General features: G+C 41.5%; 15 protein-coding genes, 2 tRNA genes and 3 rRNA genes. 8 read left to right on the top strand and 12 right to left on the bottom strand.

Annotation, left to right across the window (positions count from 1 at the left end; translation table 11 throughout):
- Positions 1–126: 126 nt before the first annotated feature.
- Entirely contained in the window at positions 127–3,804 is a 3,678-nt protein-coding gene (metH, locus tag GTK47_RS04040; protein WP_165122229.1) for a methionine synthase, read from the bottom strand.
- A gap of 254 nt (positions 3,805–4,058) precedes the next feature.
- Between metH and iclR the strand changes: the two genes are divergently transcribed.
- From iclR to GTK47_RS04025, 3 genes are all read left to right on the top strand, one after another.
- Positions 4,059–4,895, top strand: coding sequence for a glyoxylate bypass operon transcriptional repressor IclR (iclR, locus tag GTK47_RS04035; RefSeq protein WP_075673076.1), 837 nt, complete (start codon positions 4,059–4,061; stop codon positions 4,893–4,895).
- A 305-nt stretch (positions 4,896–5,200) separates the two neighbouring features.
- Positions 5,201–7,057 (top strand): phosphogluconate dehydratase, encoded by a 1,857-nt coding sequence (gene edd, locus GTK47_RS04030; RefSeq protein WP_165122228.1) that lies wholly within the window; start codon positions 5,201–5,203, stop codon positions 7,055–7,057.
- Between the two features lie 78 nt (positions 7,058–7,135).
- Positions 7,136–7,777 (top strand): bifunctional 4-hydroxy-2-oxoglutarate aldolase/2-dehydro-3-deoxy-phosphogluconate aldolase, encoded by a 642-nt coding sequence (locus GTK47_RS04025; RefSeq protein WP_075673078.1) that lies wholly within the window; start codon positions 7,136–7,138, stop codon positions 7,775–7,777.
- A 90-nt stretch (positions 7,778–7,867) separates the two neighbouring features.
- On the opposite strand, the gene aceK is transcribed toward GTK47_RS04025, so the two are convergent.
- The 3 genes from aceK to aceB form a co-directional block, all read right to left on the bottom strand.
- Positions 7,868–9,571: a bifunctional isocitrate dehydrogenase kinase/phosphatase gene (gene aceK, locus GTK47_RS04020; RefSeq protein WP_165122227.1), complete on the bottom strand. Its 1,704-nt coding sequence runs from the start codon at positions 9,569–9,571 to the stop codon at positions 7,868–7,870.
- A gap of 76 nt (positions 9,572–9,647) precedes the next feature.
- On the bottom strand, positions 9,648–10,955 hold the full coding sequence (gene aceA / locus GTK47_RS04015; protein WP_072065199.1) for an isocitrate lyase: 1,308 nt from the start codon (positions 10,953–10,955) through the stop codon (positions 9,648–9,650).
- Positions 10,956–11,023: 68 nt separating this feature from the next.
- Positions 11,024–12,616, bottom strand: coding sequence for a malate synthase A (gene aceB / locus GTK47_RS04010; protein WP_165122226.1), 1,593 nt, complete (start codon positions 12,614–12,616; stop codon positions 11,024–11,026).
- 340 nt (positions 12,617–12,956) lie between these two features.
- Between aceB and metA the strand changes: the two genes are divergently transcribed.
- The gene (gene metA, locus GTK47_RS04005) at positions 12,957–13,886 is read left to right on the top strand and encodes a homoserine O-succinyltransferase (RefSeq protein ID WP_165122225.1); all 930 of its coding nucleotides are present in this window, start codon (positions 12,957–12,959) and stop codon (positions 13,884–13,886) included.
- 56 nt (positions 13,887–13,942) lie between these two features.
- Here metA and GTK47_RS04000 read toward each other — a convergent pair whose 3' ends face one another.
- The gene (locus GTK47_RS04000; RefSeq protein ID WP_165122224.1) at positions 13,943–15,046 is read right to left on the bottom strand and encodes a glycerol dehydrogenase; all 1,104 of its coding nucleotides are present in this window, start codon (positions 15,044–15,046) and stop codon (positions 13,943–13,945) included.
- A gap of 252 nt (positions 15,047–15,298) precedes the next feature.
- On the opposite strand from GTK47_RS04000, the gene GTK47_RS03995 reads away from it, so the two are divergent.
- On the top strand, positions 15,299–15,943 hold the full coding sequence (locus GTK47_RS03995) for an epoxyqueuosine reductase QueH (protein WP_165122223.1): 645 nt from the start codon (positions 15,299–15,301) through the stop codon (positions 15,941–15,943).
- A 134-nt stretch (positions 15,944–16,077) separates the two neighbouring features.
- Complete coding sequence (gene idi / locus GTK47_RS03990; RefSeq protein ID WP_165122222.1) at positions 16,078–16,614, top strand: isopentenyl-diphosphate Delta-isomerase; 537 nt, start codon at positions 16,078–16,080, stop codon at positions 16,612–16,614.
- A gap of 124 nt (positions 16,615–16,738) precedes the next feature.
- Here the strand turns inward: idi and rrf are convergent.
- From rrf to GTK47_RS03965, 5 genes are all read right to left on the bottom strand, one after another.
- A 5S ribosomal RNA gene (gene rrf, locus GTK47_RS03985) occupies positions 16,739–16,854 on the bottom strand.
- A gap of 116 nt (positions 16,855–16,970) precedes the next feature.
- Positions 16,971–20,052: ribosomal RNA gene (locus GTK47_RS03980) — 23S ribosomal RNA — on the bottom strand.
- A 316-nt stretch (positions 20,053–20,368) separates the two neighbouring features.
- Positions 20,369–20,444, bottom strand: a tRNA-Ala gene (locus GTK47_RS03975).
- A gap of 137 nt (positions 20,445–20,581) precedes the next feature.
- Positions 20,582–20,658: transfer RNA gene (locus GTK47_RS03970), tRNA-Ile, on the bottom strand.
- Between the two features lie 71 nt (positions 20,659–20,729).
- Positions 20,730–22,274, bottom strand: a 16S ribosomal RNA gene (locus GTK47_RS03965).
- The 16S, 23S and 5S rRNA genes sit together here with 2 tRNA genes alongside, the layout of an rRNA operon.
- A gap of 614 nt (positions 22,275–22,888) precedes the next feature.
- Between GTK47_RS03965 and purH the strand changes: the two genes are divergently transcribed.
- Both purH and purD read left to right on the top strand, forming a co-directional pair.
- The gene (gene purH, locus GTK47_RS03960; protein ID WP_098941741.1) at positions 22,889–24,478 is read left to right on the top strand and encodes a bifunctional phosphoribosylaminoimidazolecarboxamide formyltransferase/IMP cyclohydrolase; all 1,590 of its coding nucleotides are present in this window, start codon (positions 22,889–22,891) and stop codon (positions 24,476–24,478) included.
- Positions 24,479–24,490: 12 nt separating this feature from the next.
- Positions 24,491–25,780 carry a phosphoribosylamine--glycine ligase gene (purD, locus tag GTK47_RS03955; protein WP_165122221.1) on the top strand — a complete coding sequence of 430 codons (1,290 nt, stop codon included), beginning with the start codon at positions 24,491–24,493 and terminating at the stop codon, positions 25,778–25,780.
- Positions 25,781–25,804: 24 nt separating this feature from the next.
- Here purD and GTK47_RS03950 read toward each other — a convergent pair whose 3' ends face one another.
- Together GTK47_RS03950 and GTK47_RS03945 are read right to left on the bottom strand one after the other, a co-directional pair.
- Complete coding sequence (locus GTK47_RS03950; RefSeq protein WP_241256065.1) at positions 25,805–26,467, bottom strand: DUF1481 domain-containing protein; 663 nt, start codon at positions 26,465–26,467, stop codon at positions 25,805–25,807.
- 44 nt (positions 26,468–26,511) lie between these two features.
- A complete protein-coding gene (locus GTK47_RS03945; RefSeq protein ID WP_004246922.1) occupies positions 26,512–26,784 on the bottom strand; it encodes an HU family DNA-binding protein in 273 nt (90 codons plus the stop codon).
- Positions 26,785–26,940 lie beyond the last annotated feature (156 nt).

The raw sequence follows: 26,940 nt of genomic DNA, 5'->3' as shown, positions 1-26,940 counted from the left end.
TCCTTTTTTCTGATACAAGTTCACAGCTTAAACATCTTTAATGGGATCGACTAGTGAAAATAACAAGGGGATATTGTTATCCCCTCATTATTTATTACATTATTGAGATCTGAGAATAAAAATAAACTAAGACTCATACCCTAAATTAGGCGCTAACCAACGTTCAACTTCACTTATGCTCATTCCTCGACGTTTTGCGTAGTCTTCGACCTGATCTTTTTGAATTTGAGCAACGGCAAAATATTTACTTTCAGGGTGGCTAAAATACCAACCCGATACTGAAGCGCCGGGCCACATGGCATAAGCATCTGTCAGTTTCATCCCAATGCGATTTTCAACATCAAGTAATTGCCAAATTTTGGCTTTTTCTGTGTGTTCAGGACAGGCCGGATATCCCGGCGCAGGTCGCGTTCCTTGATATTTTTCTCGAATAAGTTCGTCATTAGAGAGGCTCTCATCAGGGCTATAACCCCAAATATTTGTTCTCACTTGTTGATGAAGGTATTCCGCAAATGCTTCTGCTAGTCTATCTGATAACGCTTTTACCATGATTTTATTGTAATCATCATGGGCATTATCATAAGCATTCGCGAGAGTATCTTCTTCTAATCCCCCTGTGACGGCAAAAGCACCAAAATAATCAGCAACACCACTTTCAACAGGTGCAATAAAATCGGCTAAACAGTAATTAGGGAAGTCATTTTTCTCAGTTTGTTGACGTAAATGACAGCTTTGCAAAAGCACTTGTTGGCGACTTTCATCTTGATAAATCACAATATCATCACCCAGACGATTGGCAGGGAAGATCCCCATAATTCCTTTAGGTGTTAATAATTTTTCACGGCTTAATTTATCCAGCATTGTATTTGCATCAGCAAATACACGTTTTGCTTCTTCACCAACCACGTCATCTTCTAAAATACGAGGATATTTACCCGCCAAAGACCACGTCATAAAGAAAGGCGTCCAATCGATATATTCACGCAATATTTCGATGCTGGCAGTAATTTCCTGCACGCCTAATTGATTGGGCTTTGGCGGCGTGTAATTTTGCCAATCAATGTGTAGCGCATTATTTCGCGCAACCGCTAAAGAAACAGGAGGAGTACGCGGTTTTTTTCTGGCATATTGCTGGCGTACAACTTCATATTCACGACGCGTTTTAGCAACAAAATCGGCTTTTTGTGTTTCAGATAATAGTGCAGCAACGACACCTACAGTTCTTGATGCATTTTGTACATAAACGGTAGGATGGCTGTAATTTGGCTCTATTTTTACTGCGGTATGCGCTTTAGAGGTTGTTGCTCCACCAATCATTAAGGGTAAAGAAAAACCGCGTCTTTCCATCTCTTTAGCAACATTCACCATCTCATCAAGTGATGGCGTGATCAGCCCTGAAAGGCCAATAATATCGACTTTTTCATCAATCGCGGTTTGCAGGATCTTGTCGCAAGGTACCATCACACCAAGATCGATGATTTCATAGTTATTACACTGCAAAACAACACCCACAATATTTTTACCAATATCGTGAACATCACCTTTTACCGTAGCCAGTAAGATTTTACCCGCAGAAGAGCCTGCTTGCTTGGAGGCCTGAATATAAGGTTCAAGATAAGCAACGGCTTGTTTCATCACTCTTGCTGATTTCACAACTTGAGGCAAAAACATTTTGCCTTCGCCAAACAGATCACCCACTGTATTCATGCCATTCATCAATGGCCCTTCAATCACTTCAATCGGGCTTGATGCTTGTTGGCGACACGCTTCTGTATCTTCAACAATAAATTCGGTGATCCCTTTAACTAAAGCATACTCTAGACGTTTCTCTACATCCCATTGTCGCCATTCAGCCAATTGATGGTTTTGTTCATCACTTTTTGTTCCGCGATAACGCTCCGCCAACGCGAGTAAATTGTCTGTACTTTCTTCATGACGATTTAAAATAACATCCTCAACCGCATTACGCAGTTCATCTGGCAATGAGTCGTAAATGGTAAGTTGCCCTGCATTTACAATCCCCATATCCATGCCATTTTTTACAGCGTAATAAAGAAAAACAGAGTGAATTGCTTCACGAACAGGATCGTTACCCCGAAATGAGAATGAAACGTTAGATACCCCGCCAGAAATTAAGGCATAAGGTAGTTGAGATTTAATATCTGCGCAGACTTCAATAAAATCAACGGCATAATTATTATGCTCTGCAATTCCTGTAGCGACAGCAAATATATTAGGATCAAAAATAATATCTTCAGGTGGAAAACCGGCTTGCTCTGTTAATAACTGATAAGCTCGACGACAAATTTCAATTTTACGCTCTCGAGTATCAGCTTGTCCGACTTCATCAAACGCCATAACGACAACAGCAGCACCGTATTTACGTACCAATTTAGCATGTTCAAGAAACGGTATTTCGCCTTCTTTCATCGAAATGGAGTTAACAATTCCTTTGCCTTGAATGCATTTTAAGCCTTCTTCAATCACTTCCCATTTAGAGGAGTCAATCATCACCGGAACTTTGGCAATATCAGGCTCACCAGCAATAAGGTTAAGAAAACGCGTCATGGCTTCAACAGCATCTAACATGCCTTCGTCCATGTTGATATCGATGATTTGAGCGCCATTTTCAACTTGCTGGCGCGCAACATCTAACGCTTCTTGATAATTACCTTCTTTTATCAAACGCTTAAATTTAGCAGAGCCGGTGACATTAGTGCGTTCTCCCACATTCACAAACAGTGAATTTTCATCAATGATTAATGGTTCAAGACCTGAAAGACGACATGCTTTTTTCAAGGAAGGTAATACTCTAGGAGTAATACCTTCTACTGCTTGTGAAATAGCGAGAATATGTGCAGGCGTTGTTCCACAGCATCCGCCGACAATATTGAGAAAACCCGCTTGTGCCCACTCTTTAATTTGCTCTGCCATTTCTTGGGCATCTAAATCATAGCCTCCAAATGCGTTAGGCAAACCCGCATTAGGGTGAGCACTGACATAAGTTTCAGAAATTTGTGAGAGTGTTTGAATATATTGGCGTAATTCTTTAGGGCCTAACGCGCAGTTTAAACCAAATGAGAGCGCATCTGCATGGCGTAAAGAATGGTAAAACGCTTCTGTTGTTTGACCTGTTAAGGTTCTTCCTGAAGCATCTGTAATGGTGCCAGAGATCATCACAGGTAATTCAATATTGAGCGATTCGAATTCACATTTAATGGCAAAAATAGCCGCTTTCGCATTTAGTGTGTCGAAAATAGTTTCGACCATAATTAAATCAGCACCGCCTTTAATTAATCCGCGCGTTGCTTCTCGATAAGCTTCCACCAGCTTATCAAATGAAACATTACGAAAAGCGGGATCGTTAACGTCAGGAGATATGGATGCGGTTCTATTTGTTGGCCCCAAAACGCCCGCTACATAGCGAGGTTTATCCGGTGTTAAGGCACTCCATTTGTCTGCACAGGCTTTCGCTAATTTTGCCGCCTCTTCGTTCAGCTCAAAACAGAGCGACTCCATGTGATAATCAGCCATCGCAATGGATGTTGAGTTAAAAGTATTAGTTTCAACAATATCAGCACCAGCCTGAAAATATGCATCATGTATATCTGCAATAATCTGAGGTTGTGTTAAGACTAAAAGATCATTATTCCCTTTAACATCACAATCCCAATCAGCAAAACGCTCACCTCGATAATCGGCTTCTGTAAGTTGATATTGCTGGATCATCGTACCCATTGCGCCATCAAGTACTAAGATGCGTTTTCCTAATGCTTCCACTAGTTGTTGTTTTATGTTTGCCACGTTGCTTCCTCTTAGTCGAGAATGTTTTTTGCTTGTTTTTCTTTATTGTTATTTCGTTGTTTTTTTATCCTACCATATCTTTTTGCAAAGATTTCTAAGACGAAGATGAGAGATTTTCACTCAGTGATAAACGCTTTTAATAAATATTTCTTATCACACATTTTGTTTTGAAAAATGCAGTGATCAGAGGAGTTTTATTACACCAGATAGTTCATAATAGATATTAATATGGATAGCATTTCTGGAGTGTATGCATGACAGTTTCCCCTACAAATAAAAAAGTGCGTAAGACGAAAACAACTGCCACTCAAAGCACCGCACAAGGAGGCCCTGTTCAGTCATTAAGTCGTGGACTGACATTATTGGAATATATTTCCGAATCTCCGGGTGGTATCGCCCTAACAGATCTTGCCTTTCAAGCTGGATTACCTAATTCCACAACACACCGCCTACTCACCACACTTCAACAGCATGGTTTTGTCCGCCAAGTCGGGGATTTAGGCTTATGGGTTGTAGGAACACACGCCTTTATTGTTGGCAGTAGCTTTCTACAAACCCGTAATCTTTTGGTCATGGTGCATCCTATTTTACGTCAATTGATGGAAGACTCTGGCGAAACCGTTAATCTGGCAATTCTTGACCAAATTGAATTTGATGCGGTGATTGTCGATCAAGTGCAATGTAATGCACTAATGAGAATGTCTGCCCCTATTGGCGGTAAATTACCAATGCATGCATCTGGTGCAGGTAAAGCATTCCTTTCTACTTTGCCAGAAAATAAATTACTGCCGTTGCTCCAGAAAAAAGGCTTAATGGCTTATACACCTCACACCCGAACACTCCCTTCATCTCTAAAAGAAAACTTAGAACAAGCTCGTAAACAAGGTTTTTCTTTCGATGATGAAGAGCATGCTTTAGGCCTTCGCTGTATTGGTGCTTGTATTTATGATGAACACCACCAGCCTTTTGCGGCTATTTCACTTTCCGGTCCAGTTTCTAGAATGACCGATTCACGTATTACTGAATTAGGTGCGATGGTTATCAAAGCGGCAAAACAAATTAGCCGTGAATACGGTGGCGTAAAAAGCTAATCCAATTTTTGCCTTCCTTGTTATCAACAACAAGGAAGGCATTTTCCAAAATAAAACGATTCAGCTTTGTAAAAAACCGACTTTTCTCTCTTTATTCCCATCAAATATTAAAAAACTGTTACTTATCACCTTAAAAAATTGATGTCGATCACAGATGTTGTTTAAGACCAATTAAGAGTATTGCAACTCTTCTTGTTACCCGTAACAATGTTACCGGTAACAAATACTATAGCGAATTTAAATATTCTTTTTCTAAAGCTAATAGTAACGCTCATCACCCTTGTGTGAATAAAGGAAGCATCATTATGAACCCTAAAAATCATGATCCAATTCAGAACGACTTTGTCCCCCTTAACGAGACAGTAAAACAAGTGACTGAGCGTATTATTGCTCGTTCACAAGCGACTCGTCGTGCTTATCTGAACAAAATTGAAACAGCCAAAAGCCAAACCGTGCATCGTGCTCAATTGGCTTGCGGTAATTTGGCTCATGGTTTCGCAGCTTGTCAGGCAGAAGATAAAAAGCGTCTGAAAAATATGGTTCATAATGATATTGCCATTATCACTGCTTACAATGATATGTTATCGGCTCATAAGCCGTATGAAGATTATCCTCAAAAAATTAAAACAGCATTACATGCTGTTGGTGCAGTAGGGCAAGTAGCCGGCGGTGTTCCTGCAATGTGCGATGGTGTTACTCAGGGTCAAGATGGTATGGAGTTGTCGCTCCTTAGTCGTGATATTATCGCAATGTCTGCTGCGGTCGGTTTGTCTCATAATATGTTTGATGGCGCACTCTATTTAGGGATCTGCGATAAAATTGTTCCTGGGCTGACTATGGCTGCTCTCTCTTTTGGTCATCTTCCTGCTATTTTTGTTCCAGCAGGCCCTATGACTAGTGGTTTACCGAATAAAGAAAAAGTTCGTATTCGCCAACTTTATGCCGAAGGTAAGGTTGATCGTAATGCTTTGTTAGAAGCTGAAGCAGCGTCTTATCATAGCATTGGAACCTGTACTTTTTATGGTACAGCGAACTCTAATCAAATGGTCATGGAAATGATGGGATTACATTTACCCGGTGCTTCTTTTGTCCATCCAGATACACCACTACGTGATGCATTAACTGATGCGGCGGCAAATCAGATTGTGCGATTAACAGAAAACTCAGGTAATTATCTTCCTATTGGTCAGTTAGTCGATGAAAAAGTCATTGTTAATGGCATTATTGCGCTGCTAACGACAGGGGGATCAACTAATCTAACTATGCACTTAGTCGCAATGGCACGCGCGGCGGGTATTATTATTAATTGGGATGATTTTTCTGAACTGTCGCAAGTTGTTCCGCTTATTGCACGCATTTATCCAAATGGTCCTGCCGATATTAATCAATTTCAAGCAGCCGGTGGTATTGCACTAATTATTCGCGAACTACTGAAAAAAGGCTTAATTCATCGCGATGTGAACACTGTTGCAGGATTTGGTATTGAGCGTTATACCTTAGAGCCTTGGTTAAATGACGGTAAACTTGATTGGCGTGAAGGCGCTATAAGCTCTTTAGATAAAGATGTGATTGCGGATATTAATACCCCATTCTCATCACATGGTGGCACACAAGTGATGCAAGGTAATTTAGGTAGAGCCGTAATGAAAACCTCTGCGGTACCTGATGAAAATAAAATCATCGAAGCGCCTGCTGTTGTGTTTAATAGCCAACATGATATTGCTGCTAAGTTTGAAACTGGTGAGCTAAATAAAGATTGTGTGGTTGTTGTACGTTATCAAGGACCACAAGCGAATGGTATGCCTGAATTACATAAACTTATGCCACCTTTAGGCGTATTAATGGATAAAGGCTATAAAGTAGCATTAGTTACAGATGGTCGACTTTCAGGGGCTTCAGGTAAAGTACCTGCCGCAATTCATGTTACTCCAGAAGCTGTAAATGGTGGTTTACTATCCAAAGTATGTGATGGTGATATCATTCGCGTTAATGGTAAAACAGGTGAGTTAACGTTGCTTGTTGATGAGCAAACATTAAATGCTCGCCAAGATGAAATTCCTGATTTAAGTGCCAATAATACAGGCTGTGGTCGTGAGTTATTCGTTAATTTACGCCGTCATTTATCAGGTGCTGAACAAGGTGCTTGTTGCATTGATTTTTAATGTAGGCAAGTTTTTGAGGCTTAACGAGGAGCAGATTAAATTCATTTGCTCACCACTTTCTGATTAGGAAATACAATCATGGATCATTGGAATACAAGTGCAGAGTCTGTACTAAAATCAGGGCCTGTTGTTCCTGTTATTGTTATCAACCATATTGATGATGCCGTCCCTGTTGCAAAAGCTTTAGTCGCCGGTGGTGTAAAAGTTTTAGAAGTGACATTACGTACAGAATGCGCAATTGAGGCGATCCGCCGTATCGCCAAAGAAGTTCCTGAAGCAATTGTGGGCGCAGGTACAGTAATTAATCCTCAACAATTAGCGCAAGTCACTGAAGCAGGTGCTCAATTTGCTATCAGCCCAGGATTAACAGAAGCGTTACTCAAATCAGCCGTTGCGGGAACTATTCCTTTAATTCCGGGTATTTCGACAGTGTCTGAATTAATGCTGGGAATGAGCTACGGGTTAAATGAATTTAAATTTTTCCCAGCGGAAGCTAATGGTGGTGTGAAGGCATTAAAAGCAATTGCAGGACCATTCTCAAAAGTCCGTTTCTGCCCAACTGGTGGAATTTCACCAGAAAACTACCGTAATTACCTCGCACTTGAAAGTGTGCTTTGTATTGGTGGCTCTTGGTTAGTGCCTAACGATGCAGTGAAAGCCGGTGATTTCCAACGTATTACTGAATTAGCTAAAGAAGCCGTTGCTGGCACTCAGCGTTAATTATCTCTGTATAAAAATAGGTTTTATCCAATAAAGGTAGGTATCCCCTTGTATCTACCTTTATTTTTATCTCTTTTCAGGGTGATTTTATTAAGTAAATCGCTTAGTTTGAGAATAGGCATAAACATCTTCGATATACCCTTCTTTAATTTTTTGCTGTTGTTGTTGCCAATATTCTGGAGATAAAAGCTCACGATGTTGAGCTTCAAAATAGTGGCAAACTCGCTTATCACTACATAGAAAATAGCGAAATTCTTCAGGAAATACATCATTGAGCGCAACGCTATACCAAGGCTCGCTCGCTAATTCATCTTCAGGATAACGAGCTGGTGGGATAGCGCGAAAATTCATATCTGTCATATAACTGATTTCATCATAATCATAGAAAATCACACGATGGTGCCGTGTCACACCAAAGTTTTTAAACAGCATATCGCCGGGAAAAATATTCGCCGCAATAAGCTCTTTTAACGCTTGCCCATAATCTTCAACAACCGCTTTAAGTTGATTTTCATCGCACTGCTCCATATAGATATTGAGCGGTATCATTCTACGTTCCATATAAAGATGGCGGATCAATATTTTATCACCTAGATCTTCCAACTTATTGGAGATCTCTTGTTCAAGGATCGCCATTAATTCAGGGCTAATTCTTTTCTTATCGATCACAAAATTCTCAAATTCTTGGGTATCCGCCATTCGTCCAACACGATCATGCTCTTTAACCAATTGATAGCACTCTTTTACTCGCTCTGCTGTGATCGTTTTCTGTGGGGCAAACTTATCTTTGATCACTTTAAAAACACGATCATAAGTTGGTAATGTAAAGACCAACATCACCATACCTTTTACCCCAGGAGCTTCAATAAATTGCTCTGATGAAAAATTCATAAAGGCAAGATATTCACGGTAATATTCTGTTTTACCATGCTTTTGGCATCCAATAGACATATAAAGCTCAGCGATAGATTTACCCGGTAATATATCTCTTAGCCAAGCAACTAATGCCGCGGGAAATGGGGCATAAACCATAAAATAAGAACGAGCAAAACCAAAGACAATACTCGCTTCATCCGCAGAGATAAGGCAAGTATCAATCAGTAACTGTTGCTCAACATTATGAATGGGTAATAAGAACGGAATATATTGCTCATTAATCACTATTTTTCCTATCAACCAAGCCGCTTTATTACGATAAAAGAGTTCGTTTGCAATATGAAATACCGCATTGTGCAATTGTTCAGAAGAGAACTGAGCAGTAAGTACATTACAAATAGAGTGAATATCGCGTTGTTTATTTTGCCACGGTAACCGTAAAGGTAAGCGTGATAAGATATCTTGCATTAATGTCGGTAAATCACTCTGAATAACAAACTGCTTTGATAATGGTCGAGGTGCTTGTGTAAAGCGATAAGCTGGTTGTGATGAGAAAACAAAAAGATTCTTTTTATTCAATTCACGATGGTAAAACAGACGACAATAAACAGAATTAAAAAAGCTTTCGGCAATCTCAAATCGAGGGTAATTGGGTAATAATTGCGTATAATTCTCTTTCACCTTTTGTAGAAAAAGACTTTCTTTGTCAATATCATGTCGAATACATTTTAGTTGCTCAACCACTAATCCAACATGATTGTCGTATAAACGGATGCGCTCTTTCATCGCAATTTGAACACCATGCCAATCTGCTTGCTCAAAACGATATTGTGCCCCTGACGTTATCTCAAGAAAGCGACCATATTGGGCATCAAAGCCTTGTAAAATTGTTTGAGCAATCAAATCTTCTGGCGTCATTAACAACCTCACGAAAAAGAGGAGCATCCTGCTCCTGAATTATCACCACAAAAACAGATAATGATATTTTGGGATTTTAGAATTGTTGCTCTTCTGTCGAGCCTGTTAATGCTGTTACAGAAGACATACCACCTTGAATAATCGTCGTTACTTTATCAAAATATCCGGTTCCCACCTCTTGTTGATGCGATGAAAAGGTATAGCCTTGATTAAGTGCCGCAAACTCTTTTTCTTGTACCTTCTCAACATAATGTTTCATACCTTCGCCCTTGGCATAATCATGTGCCAGATCAAACATGTTGAACCACATGCTGTGAATGCCCGCTAAAGTAATAAACTGGAATTTATAGCCCATCGCAGAAAGCTCATCTTGGAAATGCGCAATCGTGCGATCATCAAGATTCTTTTTCCAGTTAAAAGAAGGTGAACAGTTATAAGCCAGCATTTTTCCGGGATATTTATCATGAATAGCTTCTGCAAACTTCGCCGCCATTTTCAGATCAGGGAGTGATGTCTCACACCACACCAAATCGGCATAAGGCGCATAAGCAAGGCCACGGCTAATAGCTTGATCAATCCCCGCATGAGTACAGAAGAAACCTTCAGGCGTGCGTTCGCCTGTTAAGAATGAGCTATCATAAGGATCACAATCTGAAGTTAAAAGATCGGCGGCATCGGCATCTGTTCTCGCAACAAGTAATGTAGGCACATCAGACACATCCGCAGCTAAACGCGCAGCGACCAGCTTTTGTACCGCTTCTTGGGTTGGAACTAATACTTTTCCTCCCATATGTCCGCATTTTTTTACTGCAGCTAACTGATCTTCAAAGTGAACACCTGCCGCTCCAGCTTCAATCATCGCTTTCATTAATTCAAAGGCATTTAATACGCCTCCAAAACCTGCTTCAGCATCAGCCACAATGGGAAGGAAAAAATCAATATAATCTTTATGTTGAGGACCAATACCATTTGACCACTGAATTTGATCAGCTCGTCTAAACGTATTATTGATACGTTGAACAACATTAGGAACAGAATCAACCGGATATAAAGACTGGTCAGGATACATACTTGCAGCTGTGTTAGCATCAGCTGCTACTTGCCAGCCTGAAAGATAAACAGCTTCTAATCCTGCTTTGGCCTGTTGCAACGCTTGTCCACCTGTTAAAGCACCTAATGCATTAACATAGCCTTTCTTCGATTTTCCATTTAATGATGACCAAAGCCTTTGAGCGCCACGTCTTGCTAAGGTATGTTCTGGGTTAACCGAACCTCTTAATTTAATGACATCTTCAGCGCTATAAGGACGAGTAATGCCTTTCCAGCGCGGTTGTTCCCACTCTTTCTCTAATTGGGCGATTTGCTCTGATCTACTAATAGTCATAAAAACAGCTCCTATAAATACGGTAGTGATGATGTTTGCAGTTTATAAATACGTTTGACGTATCTTTTTTAATTTAAAAGTTGATAACCCGGTAAAGTCAGAAAATCGACTAATTCATCTTGGGTTGTAATCTTATCCATCAAAGAAGCCGCTTCTTTAAAACGACCTTCTTCAAAACGAGTGTCACCGACTTCTTGGCGTATGACTTCAAGCTCTTCTTTCAGCATGTTACGAAAGAGATCTTTAGTTACGACTTGCCCATCAGACAGTGTTTTTTGATGGCGGATCCATTGCCAAATAGAGGTACGCGATATTTCTGCTGTTGCCGCATCTTCCATTAATCCATAGATAGGTACGCAACCATTACCCGAAATCCAAGCTTCGATATATTGCACAGCAACGCGGATGTTAGCTCTCATACCCTTTTCTGTACGTTCACCTGTACAAGGTGCTAACAACATTTCTGCTGTTATTTTTTCATTACGTTGTACATCGAGTTGATTTGAGCGAGCTCCTAATACGGCATCAAAAGCAGACAATACTGTTTCAGCAAGACCTGGATGAGCAATCCAAGTACCATCATGGCCATTTGTTGCTTCAAGCTCTTTATCATCAAATACTTTTTTCAAAATAATGCCGTTTTGCTCTGGATCTCGACTTGGGATAAACGCAGACATTCCACCCATCGCAAAAGCACCACGTTTATGGCAAGTCTGGATCAATAAACGCGAATAAGCACTTAAGAAAGGTTGAGTCATCGTGATCCCTTGTCTATCGGGTAATACACGATCAGGATAATTTTTTAATGTCTTGATATAGCTAAAAATATAATCCCAGCGACCGCAGTTAAGCCCAACGATATGCTCTTTCATATGGAATAGAATTTCTTCCATTTGGAAAACAGCAGGTAAGGTTTCAATTAATACCGTGGCTTTAATGGTTCCTGTTGCTAAACCAAAGCGCTTCTCTGTGAAATGAAAAACATCACTCCACCATTTAGCCTCTTGCCATGTTTGCAATTTAGGAATGTAAAAATAAGGGCCACTCCCTTTTTCTAATAAGGCTTTGTGGTTATGGTAAAAATACAGAGCAAAATCAAATAATCCCCCTGCGATAGGTTTGCCTTGCCACAATATATGCTTCTCAGGAAGGTGAAGACCTCTTACTCTTGCAATCAATACCGCAGGTGACGCTTTAAGCTGATAACATTTGCCTTGTTCATTGGTATAAGAAATAGTGCCTTTGACGGCATCACGTAAATTGATTTGACCATCAATCACTTTGTCCCATGTAGGTGCTAAGGAATCTTCAAAATCCGCCATAAAGACTTTTACGTTGGCATTTAATGCATTGATAACCATTTTGCGATCAACAGGCCCCGTTATTTCAACGCGACGGTCTTGAAGATCTTTCGGTATAGGATTAACTTTCCACTCCGATTTTATAATGGAATCTGATTCCGAAATAAAATTAGGAAGCTCGCCATTATCAACTTTATGTTTCCAGCTATCCCTTTCAGCTAATAAAGCATGGCGTCTATCTGAAAATTGACTTACTAAATCAGTCAAAAATAATTTAACATCATGATTTAATATCTCTTTTTCCTGTTCACCAAAAGATTGCGTAAAATTTAATTCTTCTGTAGTTAATGATTGTGACATTCTGTATTCCCCTAAAAGCTTTTGCACACCTGATTAAGACTAATGCAGTTTTTACAAAAATCAAAAATGAATTCCATTTTTATTTAAATAATTTTTAACAATGTGATTACATCGGTGTTTTTTTATTGTACAAAAATCAGAATTTCAAAAATAACTCGAGGGATCTGGAAGAGATCGATAATAAACAGAGAAAAGGAATGTTAATGCTTGATGATTTTGGCTATATAGCTTTTTCTTATATGAATATTCTTCATACACAACATGAAGACCTCGACATTCAAAAGGTTATTAGCTAAATTTAGGCTTCTAGATGTCTAGATGTTTTTTAGAGGTTATTGAAATGCCAATTAGAGTACCCGATGAGCTACCCGCAGTCAGTTGTTTACAAAAAGAGAATGTCTTTGTTATGACATCCAGTAGAGCGAGTATTCAAGACATTCGCCCTTTAAAAGTGCTTATCCTTAATTTAATGCCAAAGAAAATAGAAACAGAAAATCAATTTCTGCGATTACTTTCTAATAGTCCTCTTCAAATTGATATTCAATTATTGCGTATTGACTCTCGTATTCCTAAAAATACGCCTGTAGAGCATCTCGATACTTTCTATTGCGATTTTGACCAAATTAAAGAGCAAAATTTCGATGGCCTTATTGTCACGGGCGCGCCATTAGGGTTAGTTGAATTTGAAGATGTGGCTTATTGGGATGAAATAAAAGAAGTGATTACATGGGCTAAAGAGCATGTTACTTCTACGCTCTTTATTTGTTGGGCGGCTCAAGCTGGGTTGAATATCTTATATGGCTTGCCTAAATATACGCTAGAACAAAAAATTTCAGGCGTATATAGCCATAATACTTGCTCACCATATTCACTGTTAACACGCGGATTTGATGAGACTTTCTTTGCTCCCCATTCTCGTTATGCTGGTTTTCCTATTGATTTTATTAAAGATAATACTGACTTGGAGATCCTTGCAACTTCGGAAGATGCTGGCGCTTATTTATTTGCATCAAAAGATAAACGAGTGGTTTTTGCAACAGGGCACCCTGAATACGATCCTAATACACTCGCAGATGAATATCACCGTGATGTTAAAGCAGGGCTAGATCCTCAATTACCAGAAAACTATTTTCCTAATAATGATCCGAATAAAAAACCTATCGCTTCTTGGCGTAGTCATGGACATTTATTGTTTGCAAATTGGTTGAACTACTATGTTTATCAGATAACACCGTTCGATCTTGCCCAAATGAACCCAACATTAGACTAAAAAAAAACCCCAAACTTAATTTGGGGTTTTAAGATGATCATTTGCCAAGCTAAGAATTATTTATAGCGATGAGCCAATGCGTTAGCTGCAATCATTGCATTATAAACATCTTCTTCAGTCACTCTCATTGGCATATTACCCATTGTGTCGCCTTCAGCACAGGCAATTTTAGCAACAGTACGCCATTCACTTTCGATGAATTCTTTCATGCCCATATCTTCAAGTGTCAGTGGCAATTCTGCCGCTTTAATAATACGGATCACTTCATCAATTTCTTCTTGTGGTGCATTTTCTAACACGAATTGAGTTAATAAACCGAATACGACTTTTTCACCATGTTGGACATGGTGTAAAGATTCAACTGCAGACATACCATTGTTTACTGCGTGAGCAGCCGCTAAACCACCTGCTTCAGCACCGACACCACTTAGGTAGATTGTTGCTTCAATCGTTTGTTCTAATGCAGGAGTGGTGATTTTATGGCGAATAGCATCCATTGCTTTATCAATATTTTCACTTAGCATTTCAAAGCAAAGTTGTGCTAAACCAAGACCTGTACGTGATGGACGTTGATTAACTAAATTTAAGCCGTCAGCTTGATAACAAGCACGTGCTTCAAAGTAAGTTGCTAGTGCATCACCAACACCCGCTGAGAAAAAGCGTTGTGGAGCTGATGCAATAATAGCGGTATCTGCGATAACAACATCAGGGTTTTGTGGTAAGAATAAATATTTATCAAACTCACCATTTTCTTTATATAGCACAGACAATGCAGTACAAGGTGCATCCGTTGAAGCGATTGTTGGGAATAAAATAACAGGAATATGCTGATAATAAGCAACAGCTTTAGACACATCTAATGTCTTACCGCCCCCAATACCAATAATAACGTTCGCTTTATTTTCAACAGCAATTTTACCTAAGCGATTAACTTCCGCTTCAGTACATTCGTAATTAAATTTTTCAACCAATGAAACAATGCCATTTTCTTTTAGAGAAGGAACTGCTTCTTTAGTTACTTTTTCTAAAAAAAACTCATCACTAATAATAAATGCGTTATCACCAAAATCTTTTACATATTTACCGACAGAAGACAGTAATTGGCTACCAATAAAGAATTTTTTTGGCGAGGTTACAGAGCGAGGTAATATAGATGACATAACTAAATTCCTTTATTTTAGATTTTGCTACAAACAGTAGCAGAATTAGTATTTCATCTTACCTCTCATCATAATATGAATCTAGTAAACTCTCTGATAGTCATTACCTAAATCATTTTCGTTCATCATTTTTAATTTATATAAAACAAGTGGTTATTTTTAGATAATTTTAAAAAAGCAGATTACCTACGTATTTATTACTATAATAAAGGCATCATTTTACAACTAAAATAATATTATTTAGGATCATCTATGACTCTTATACGAGAAAAGCTCACATTACCTGCAAATGCAAATAAGCTTTTACTACACTCTTGCTGTGCTCCTTGTTCTGGTGAAGTTATGGAAGCATTACAAGCTTCAGGTATTGATTACACTATCTTTTTCTATAATCCCAATATTCATCCCCAAAAAGAGTATTTAATTCGTAAGGAAGAGAATATTCGTTTTGCTAAAAAACATAATATTCCTTTTGTTGATGCTGATTATGATACAGATAATTGGTTTGAAAGAGCTAAAGGAATGGAAAAAGAGCCTGAGCGTGGTATTCGATGCACAATGTGTTTTGATATGCGCTTTGAAAGAACAGCCCTTTATGCCTCTGAAAATGGCTTTGCCGTTATTTCGAGTTCACTTGGGATCTCACGTTGGAAAGATATGAAACAGATAAATGGCTGTGGTGAAAGAGCAGTAGCGCCTTATCCTAATATGGTTTATTGGGATTATAATTGGCGTAAAAAAGGAGGCTCAGCCAGAATGATCGAAATAAGTAAACGTGAACAATTCTACCAACAAGAATATTGTGGCTGTATTTATTCATTAAGAGATACAAATAAGCATCGAAAATCACAAGGCAGAGAACTTATTAAGATTGGTGTTCAATATTATACTCCTTAGCTCTTCCTTTCCTTTTATTCTAGGCATCATTCCTGTGATGCCATAAAAAGAACAACACAATAAATCGTTATTTGATATACAGTCATGTTATATTCACGCTATAACAATATATTATTTTATTAAGGTGATTTCTTGTGGAAGACGCTGTCATTCTCGTAGATAAAAATGATAATGAGCTAGGAACAATGCCAAAACTTGAAGCTCATATTGTAGGCGCCTTACATCGAGCCTTTTCAATATTTATTTTTAATTCAAAACAGCAATTACTTATTCAGCAACGTGCAATATCTAAATATCACTCTGGTGGTTTATGGGCAAATACATGTTGTAGTCACCCGCTTCCAAACGAATTACTTTCAGATGCCATTCATCGTCGTTTAGATGAAGAACTAGGTATGAAGTGTAATATGCAATCTATTGGAACTATTCTGTATAACGAAAAAGTGACAGATGATCTGATAGAGCATGAATTTGATCACCTATTTCTTGGGTTTAGTAACGAATTACCACATAGCAATCCAGATGAAGTAATGAATTATCGCTGGGTCTCTCTTGATTCACTTTATCAAGATATTGAAGAGAATGCACAAAATTACAGTGTTTGGTTTCGTTATATATTGAACCGGATGGGGATTGAGCAATTTTCTCGTTGGAGCCAAGGTATTATTTAGCAATTATCTTATTAACGGCCTAAATATAAAACAAACAACTCGTGTTTTTAGGCTTTTAAGCGATATAAAAACCCCAAACGCAAAAAAGCCAACCCATTGGGTTGGCTTTCTCGTCTTATTTAATGCCTGGCAGTTCCCTACTCTCACATGGGGAGGCCCCACACTACCATCGGCGCTACAACGTTTCACTTCTGAGTTCGGCATGGTTTCAGGTGGGTCCGCTGCGCTATGGCCGCCAAGCAAATTCTGTTTTATCACCCGCTTCTTTCCTTTCGGTCAGTCGCCAGCAATATCAATCTTAAACAAGCTTACTTCATCTACTGTTTGTCTCTCAGACAAAACACCTTCGGTGTTGTCAGGTTAAGCCTCACGGTTCATTAGTACTGGTTAGCTCAACGTATCGCTACGCTTACACACCCAGCCTATCAACGTCTTAGTCTTAAACGTTCCTTTAGGTCACTCAAGGTGACAGGGAAGACTCATCTCGAGGCAAGTTTCCCGCTTAGATGCTTTCAGCGGTTATCTCTTCCGCACTTAGCTACCGGGCAATGCCATTGGCATGACAACCCGAACACCAGTGGTGCGTTCACTCCGGTCCTCTCGTACTAGGAGCAACCCCTCTCAATCTTCCAACGCCCACGGCGAGATAGGGGACCGAACTGTCTCACGACGTTCTAAACCCAGCTCGCGTACCACTTTAAATGGCGAACAGCCATACCCTTGGGACCTACTTCAGCCCCAGGATGTGATGAGCCGACATCGAGGTGCCAAACACCGCCGTCGATATGAACTCTTGGGCGGTATCAGCCTGTTATCCCCGGAGTACCTTTTATCCGTTGAGCGATGGCCCTTCCATTCAGAACCACCGGATCACTAAGACCTACTTTCGTACCTGCTCGAGCCGTCACTCTCACAGTCAAGCTGGCTTATGCCTTTGCACTAACCGCATGATGTCCGACCATGCTTAGCCAACCTTCGTGCTCCTCCGTTACTCTTTAGGAGGAGACCGCCCCAGTCAAACTACCCACCAGACACGGTCCCCGATCCAGATTATGGACCTAGGTTAGAACATCAAACGTTAAAGGGTGGTATTTCAAGGTTGACTCCATGCAGACTGGCGTCCACACTTCATAGTCTCCCACCTATCCTACACATCAAGGCTCAATGTTCAGTGTCAAGCTATAGTAAAGGTTCACGGGGTCTTTCCGTCTTGCCGCGGGTACACTGCATCTTCACAGCGAGTTCAATTTCACTGAGTCTCGGGTGGAGACAGCCTGGCCATCATTACGCCATTCGTGCAGGTCGGAACTTACCCGACAAGGAATTTCGCTACCTTAGGACCGTTATAGTTACGGCCGCCGTTTACTGGGGCTTCGATCAAGAGCTTCTCCCTAAGGATAACCCCATCAATTAACCTTCCAGCACCGGGCAGGCGTCACACCGTATACGTCCACTTTCGTGTTTGCACAGTGCTGTGTTTTTAATAAACAGTTGCAGCCAGCTGGTATCTTCGACTGGCTTCGGCTCCGTCCGCAAGGGACTTCACTTACCGCCAGCGTGCCTTCTCCCGAAGTTACGGCACCATTTTTGCCTAGTTCCTTCACCCGAGTTCTCTCAAGCGCCTGAGTATTCTCTACCTGACCACCTGTGTCGGTTTGGGGGTACGATTGTTGGTAACCTGAAGCTTAGAGGCTTTTCCTGGAAGCAGGGCATCAATTGCTTCACCACCTTAGTGGCTCGTCATCACACCTCAGCATTAAGTGACCGGATTTGCCTAATCACTCTGCCTACATGCTTGAACCGGGACGACCGTCGCCCGGACAACCTAGCCTTCTCCGTTCCCCCATCGCAGTTACCACCAGTACGGGAATATTAACCCGTTTCCCATCGACTACGCTTTTCAGCCTCGCCTTAGGGGTCGACTCACCCTGCCCCGATTAACGTTGGACAGGAACCCTTGGTCTTCCGGCGTGCGGGTTTTTCACCCGCATTATCGTTACTTATGTCAGCATTCGCACTTCTGATACCTCCAGCATGCCTCACAGCACACCTTCGCAGGCTTACAGAACGCTCCCCTACCCAACAACACATAAGTGTCGCTGCCGCAGCTTCGGTGCATGGTTTAGCCCCGTTACATCTTCCGCGCGGGCCGACTCGACCAGTGAGCTATTACGCTTTCTTTAAATGATGGCTGCTTCTAAGCCAACATCCTGGCTGTCTGAGCCTTCCCACTTCGTTTCCCACTTAACCATGACTTTGGGACCTTAGCTGGCGGTCTGGGTTGTTTCCCTCTTCACGACGGACGTTAGCACCCGCCGTGTGTCTCCCGTGATAACATTCTTCGGTATTCGCAGTTTGCATCGAGTTGGTAAGTCGGGATGACCCCCTAGTCGAAACAGTGCTCTACCCCCGAAGATGAGTTCACGAGGCGCTACCTAAATAGCTTTCGGGGAGAACCAGCTATCTCCCGGTTTGATTGGCCTTTCACCCCCATCCACAAGTCATCCGCTAATTTTTCAACATTAGTCGGTTCGGTCCTCCAGTTAGTGTTACCCAACCTTCAACCTGCCCATGGATAGATCACCGGGTTTCGGGTCTATACCCTGCAACTTATTCGCCCAGTTAAGACTCGGTTTCCCTACGGCTCCCCTATACGGTTAACCTTGCTACAGAATATAAGTCGCTGACCCATTATACAAAAGGTACGCAGTCACCCCATCCTCAAATGTCCCGCTTGCTTTTACTGTCAAACTGGCTCGATTTTTTAACTTCCGTTGCTCGTGTACTTCTATGTACACTGCGCGACGGCTTGAAAAAATCAATCCACTTTGTAGGTAAACGCTGCGCTGTTTTCGAGTGGTTTGTCCAATCACTCAGTGCGAGGCACTTGAGTGATGGGGCTCCTACTGCTTGTACGTACACGGTTTCAGGTTCTTTTTCACTCCCCTCGCCGGGGTTCTTTTCGCCTTTCCCTCACGGTACTGGTTCACTATCGGTCAATCAGGAGTATTTAGCCTTGGAGGATGGTCCCCCCATATTCAGACAGGATAACACGTGTCCCGCCCTACTCGTCGAGTTCACAATAACAGCATCTTCAGATACGGGGCTATCACCCTTTACTGCCGGACTTTCCAGACCGTTCTCCTGACGCTGCTATTGATTAAGACTCTGGGCTGTTCCCCGTTCGCTCGCCGCTACTAGGGGAATCTCGGTTGATTTCTTTTCCTCGGGGTACTGAGATGTTTCAGTTCTCCCGGTTCGCTTCATGACGCTATGTATTCACGTCATGATAATATCCATTGGATATTGGGTTTCCCCATTCGGAAATCGTCGGGTATAACGGTTCATATCACCTTACCGACGCTTATCGCAGATTAGCACGTCCTTCATCGCCTCTGATTGCCTAGGCATCCACCGTGTACGCTTATTCGCTTAACCTCACAACCCGAAGGTGTCTTCTAAAACGGATTGCTGCGCTTCATGATTTCGACGTTGGGCAGTGCTCGCAATGCTCACATACTAATGTATGCTGCGCTTGCTGTGCGTTGTCCGCCTTGAAATCATTTTGCTCGCATATCCTCTTTCTGAAGAGTACTTTCAGATTTGAGATTTTGAGAGACTCATCAATATACCTCGGTGATATATTGATTTGTTTTCAATTTTTCAGCTTGTTCCAGATTGTTAAAGAGCAAAATAATTCGCAGTATACTATTGCTAATATACTCTGAATTATTGTTTTATATTCAAGAGATTATGGTGGAGCTAAGCGGGATCGAACCGCTGACCTCCTGCGTGCAAGGCAGGCGCTCTCCCAGCTGAGCTATAGCCCCATAATGCATTCTTTAATACCAGTACAACCACTCCTTTTCTTCTTTTTAGAAAGAAGCTTTTTCTTTAGGCAAGGCGTGGAGTCACGAAGTTTACAATAAGTAAACGAGTGAATTCACAACGCAGCATAAAGGAAAAGTGGTAGGCCTGAGTGGACTTGAACCACCGACCTCACCCTTATCAGGGGTGCGCTCTAACCACCTGAGCTACAAGCCTATACCGGTATTTCTGCTCATTCTTCATCAGACAATCTGTGTGAGCACTGCACATAACACGTATCTCTTAGGTAAGGAGGTGATCCAACCGCAGGTTCCCCTACGGTTACCTTGTTACGACTTCACCCCAGTCATGAATCACAAAGTGGTAAGCGCCCTCCCGAAGGTTAAGCTACCTACTTCTTTTGCAACCCACTCCCATGGTGTGACGGGCGGTGTGTACAAGGCCCGGGAACGTATTCACCGTAGCATTCTGATCTACGATTACTAGCGATTCCGACTTCATGGAGTCGAGTTGCAGACTCCAATCCGGACTACGACAGACTTTATGAGTTCCGCTTGCTCTCGCGAGGTCGCTTCTCTTTGTATCTGCCATTGTAGCACGTGTGTAGCCCTACTCGTAAGGGCCATGATGACTTGACGTCATCCCCACCTTCCTCCGGTTTATCACCGGCAGTCTCCTTTGAGTTCCCGCCATTACGCGCTGGCAACAAAGGATAAGGGTTGCGCTCGTTGCGGGACTTAACCCAACATTTCACAACACGAGCTGACGACAGCCATGCAGCACCTGTCTCAGAGTTCCCGAAGGCACTCCTCTATCTCTAAAGGATTCTCTGGATGTCAAGAGTAGGTAAGGTTCTTCGCGTTGCATCGAATTAAACCACATGCTCCACCGCTTGTGCGGGCCCCCGTCAATTCATTTGAGTTTTAACCTTGCGGCCGTACTCCCCAGGCGGTCGATTTAACGCGTTAGCTCCAGAAGCCACGGTTCAAGACCACAACCTCTAAATCGACATCGTTTACAGCGTGGACTACCAGGGTATCTAATCCTGTTTGCTCCCCACGCTTTCGCACCTGAGCGTCAGTCTTTGTCCAGGGGGCCGCCTTCGCCACCGGTATTCCTCCACATCTCTACGCATTTCACCGCTACACGTGGAATTCTACCCCCCCTCTACAAGACTCTAGCCAACCAGTTTCAGATGCAATTCCCAAGTTAAGCTCGGGGCTTTCACATCTGACTTAATTGACCGCCTGCGTGCGCTTTACGCCCAGTAATTCCGATTAACGCTTGCACCCTCCGTATTACCGCGGCTGCTGGCACGGAGTTAGCCGGTGCTTCTTCTGCGGGTAACGTCAATTGCTAAGAGTATTAATCTTAACACCTTCCTCCCCGCTGAAAGTACTTTACAACCCTAAGGCCTTCTTCATACACGCGGCATGGCTGCATCAGGCTTGCGCCCATTGTGCAATATTCCCCACTGCTGCCTCCCGTAGGAGTCTGGGCCGTGTCTCAGTCCCAGTGTGGCTGATCATCCTCTCAGACCAGCTAGAGATCGTTGCCTAGGGTGAGCCATTACCTCACCTACTAGCTAATCCCATATGGGTTCATCCGATAGCGCAAGGTCCGAAGAGCCCCTGCTTTGGTCCGTAGACGTCATGCGGTATTAGCCACCGTTTCCAGTAGTTATCCCCCTCTATCGGGCAGATCCCCATACATTACTCACCCGTCCGCCGCTCGTCAGCAAGAAAGCAAGCTTTCCTCTGTTACCGCTCGACTTGCATGTGTTAGGCCTGCCGCCAGCGTTCAATCTGAGCCATGATCAAACTCTTCAATTAAAAGTGTTTGATGCTCAAAGAAATCGAAAACTTAGCTATTCATAAATGAATTTACTTTTGTTGTTCACTCTTCAAGACTTGATACATCTAATATTTTAGAAGATATCGTCTCTGCGAGTGCCCACACAGATTGTCTGATAATTTGTTAAAGAGCAGTGCAACATTCGCTGCCGTTTCCGGTCTTCTGCGTTGTTGCGAGGAGGCGTATATTACGCTATTCCCCTGAAGAGTCAAGAGTTTTTTTCAAACTTTTTTCTTTTCTCTTTGTTCTCTCGGCTAACTCACTTAACGTGGTTTGCCGTGACAACGAGGACGCATTATAGGGAGTTTTCTGAGGCTGGCAATAGTTTTTTTAAGAAAAAAAATTGTTTGCTTAATTCCACAGCAAAACCCCTACTTATACGCACTTATCAACAATTTTATCCACAGAGCACCTTTTTACATAAAATTAGCATGTCAAACGCAAACGTTTGCGTTATTATAGCGGTCGATTAAGCAAGATTGATTTTGTGTCCATCTTCTGAAATGTTAGTTAAGCAAACACAATTTCACTGTATTAATGTGATTTAACTTCACCATTACTACCGTTATACCAACCCCAAGGGATAAAACTCATGCAACATCTTCGTCCTATCCGCCGTGCACTTTTAAGTGTGTCTGATAAAGCAGGTATTTTAGAATTTGCTAAAGCACTTGTTGAAAGAAAAGTAGAACTCTTATCGACAGGTGGAACCGCACGTCTATTAGCAGAAGCTGGCTTACCGGTTATTGAAGTCTCCGATTACACAGGTTTCCCAGAAATGATGGATGGCAGAGTGAAAACACTGCACCCTAAAGTACATGGTGGAATTCTAGGTCGTCGTGGGCAAGACGATGCAATTATGGAAGAACATGAAATTCGTCCTATCGATATGGTCGTCGTAAATCTTTATCCTTTTGCTAAAACAGTCGCTCGCCCAGATTGCTCATTAGCAGATGCGGTGGAAAATATCGATATTGGTGGACCAACAATGGTTCGCTCCGCGGCAAAAAATCATAAAGACGTTACGATTGTAGTAAATAGTAATGACTATGAAAGAGTGATTGAAGAAATGGATAATCACGAAAATAGCCTTACTTTAGATACACGCTTTGATTTGGCGATTAAAGCCTTTGAACACACAGCCGCTTACGACGGAATGATTGCTAACTACTTCGGTCAGAAGGTTGCACCTTATTATGGTGATACTTCACAACCATCAGGTACTTTCCCTCGCACCTTAAATCTGAACTATATAAAGAAACAAGATATGCGTTATGGTGAGAATGCCCACCAGCAAGCAGCTTTTTATATAGAAGAGAATATAGAAGAAGCATCTATTGCCACTGCTAACCAATTACAAGGCAAAGCGCTTTCTTATAACAACATTGCTGATACTGATGCAGCATTAGAATGTGTGAAATCATTTTCCGAACCAGCATGTGTTATTGTGAAACATGCAAATCCTTGCGGTGTTGCAATTGCGAACACGCTCGCACAAGCATATGACAATGCATTTAAAACTGATCCAACCTCTGCATTTGGTGGCATTATCGCATTCAACCGTCCATTAGATGCAAAAACAGCAAGTGCAATCATCGAACGTCAGTTTGTTGAAGTAATCATTGCTCCTTCTATTAATGAAGATGCATTACCAATTTTAGAAACTAAACCAAATGTTCGTGTATTAGCTTGTGGTCAATGGCAAGAAGCCAAACCAGCATTAGATTTCAAACGTGTTAATGGTGGGCTGTTAGTTCAAGATCGTGACTTAGGTATGGTAAAAGAAGAAAACTTAAGAGTGGTTACCCAACGTCAACCTAGTGAGCGTGAACTTAAAGATGCACTCTTCTGCTGGAAAGTCGCCAAATTCGTAAAATCAAATGCCATTGTTTACGCTAAAAACGATATGACAATTGGTATTGGTGCAGGACAAATGAGCCGTGTGTACTCTGCAAAAATTGCGGGTATTAAAGCTGCTGATGAAGGTTTAGAAGTTGCAGGCTGTGCAATGGCATCAGACGCATTCTTCCCATTTAGAGATGGTATTGATGCGGCAGCACTTGCTGGTGTGACTTGTGTTATTCAACCTGGTGGCTCAATTCGTGATGATGAAGTGATTGCAGCTGCAAATGAACATAACATTGCAATGATTTTCACCAATATGCGCCACTTCCGTCATTAATAAGGTATTGATATGAAGATTTTGATTATTGGTAATGGCGGTCGTGAACATGCACTAGCTTGGAAAGCGGTTCAATCGCCGCTTACAACACACGTTTTTGTTGCCCCTGGTAATGCAGGTACTGCATTAGAAAGCGGTGTTGAGAATGTCGCTATCAGTGCAACAGACATTCCTGCATTAGTCGCATTTGCTCTCGAAAATAAAATTGATTTGACTATCGTGGGCCCTGAAGCACCACTGGTTATTGGTGTTGTCGATGCATTTAAAGATGCAGGGTTGACCATCTTTGGCCCAACAAAAGGAGCCGCACAGTTAGAAGGCTCTAAAGCCTTCACAAAAGATTTTTTAGCTCGTCATAAAATTCCAACTGCGGATTATCAAAATTTCACAGAAATAGCACCTGCACTTGAGTACCTTAATAAAGTAGGCGCACCGATTGTTATTAAAGCAGATGGTTTAGCCGCAGGTAAAGGCGTTATTGTAGCTATGACACAAGCTGAGGCTGAAGCGGCAATTAAAGATATGCTGGCTGGCAATGTTTTTGGTGATGCAGGACATCGTATTGTTATCGAAGAATTTCTTGATGGCGAAGAAGCTAGCTTTATTGTGATGGTTGATGGTGAACACGTTATTCCAATGGCAACAAGCCAAGATCATAAACGTGTTGGCGATGGAGATACTGGACCTAATACAGGGGGTATGGGGGCATATTCACCAGCGCCTGTTGTTACACCAGAAATCCACCAGCAAGTAATGGAAAAAATCATTTATCCAACAGTTAAGGGAATGGCTTCTGAAGGCTATCGTTACCAAGGTTTCCTTTATGCTGGATTGATGATTGATAAACAAGGCATTGCCAAGGTTATTGAGTTTAACTGTCGTTTTGGTGATCCAGAAACTCAACCGATTATGATGCGTATGCAATCTGACTTAGTTGAGCTGTGCTTAGCTGGAGCAAAAGGTAACTTAAAAGATAAAGATTCTCTTTGGGATCCTCGTCCAGCTTTAGGAATTGTGATTGCAGCCGGCGGCTATCCTGCTGATTATCGTCAAGGTGATGTTATCAAAGGCTTAACACCAACATCATCAACAACGGCAAAAGTATTTCAAGCAGGAACAACACTCAATGAAAAAGGCGACGTTATCACTGCTGGCGGGCGAGTACTATGTGCGACTGCATTAGGTGATGATATCGAGCAAGCTCAAAAAAATGCTTATGCCTTAGCAAAAGATATTCATTGGAATGGTAGTTTTTATCGCCATGATATCGGTTATCGAGCGATTGCACGCTTAAAGAAATAAATTAACAACGACAAAAGGGAGTGATCACAAGCTCTCTTTTGTTGGTTCCCATTTACAAAAATCGTGTTCTGCAACCATAAGTAATTGCTTACCTTCGGGTGAATCAAGCCAAGCAACATAAGAAGGCTTACTTGAATTACGTGTTCTTGTTTTTAACCAACGTTGTTCTGGACCTTCAAATGAAACACTCACCTTCTCACCAGCACATGTTGTCATCGTATTTTGATACCAAACACCCTGTACTAAATTTACTTTCCCAATAGTAAGCGCTTCACTAATTTCACGCTCTTTACTTGCAGCAAATACCATTCTTAAACGCTCATCTTCTGTCAATGCTCGTTTTTGCTTCTGGCTTTCTTGTTGCATGAAAATAACTTCACCACGTTTATTTAAACGAAGGTGCCAAGAAGAGGGATCATTTGGATTGATAACTTCAGAGCGGACTTGCCAAAGCTTATTTTGACGATACTCATAGAATGTGATGACAGTTTCTGGCTTTTTATAGAAGCTATAAACACTCATGATCACTTGAGGCTCTGACGTCGTATTATTTAAACGCCATAGTCGGACAACACCCTCATCTGCAATATAACCTGTTGCAGAAAATTCAGGTAGTTGCACAGTAGAGGAGCAGGCGCTGAGCAAAAAAGCAGATCCTATTGCTAACAGCCCCTGTCGTTTCAACAAAAGGGGAGTAAATCCCCCTCTATTGTTCATTCCGTTCAAAGGAATTATTTTACTGCGTCTTTCAGTGCTTTACCGGCAGTAAATGCAGGAACGTTAGCTGCTGCAATTTTAATTTCTTTACCAGTTTGAGGGTTACGACCAGTACGCTCTGCACGGTGATTCACCTTGAATGTACCGAAACCAACTAACTGTACAGAATCGCCTTCTTTCAGAGCACCTGTTACTGAATCGATAAACGCTTCAATAGCAGCTTTTGCTTGAGTTTTTGTCAGATCCGCTTTTTCAGCAACTGATTCGGTTAATTCAGCTTTGTTCATAAAATAGTCCTTAAAGTATGTTTTATCGTTTGAAAAACATCTGGTGAAAAAACTTAATTTATCTTTTTAAGAGGATAAATTAAGTAAAACACCTGAGCCACTTCTTTTCGTACCCAATGTAGAACATACACGGGGGTGATGTGAAGCCTTTAAACG

The sequence above is a fragment of the Proteus sp. ZN5 genome (assembly GCF_011046025.1).
Taxonomy (GTDB): domain Bacteria; phylum Pseudomonadota; class Gammaproteobacteria; order Enterobacterales; family Enterobacteriaceae; genus Proteus.
The sequence above is the reverse complement of the archived record's forward strand: the minus strand, read 5'-3'. Positions and strand labels throughout refer to the sequence as shown.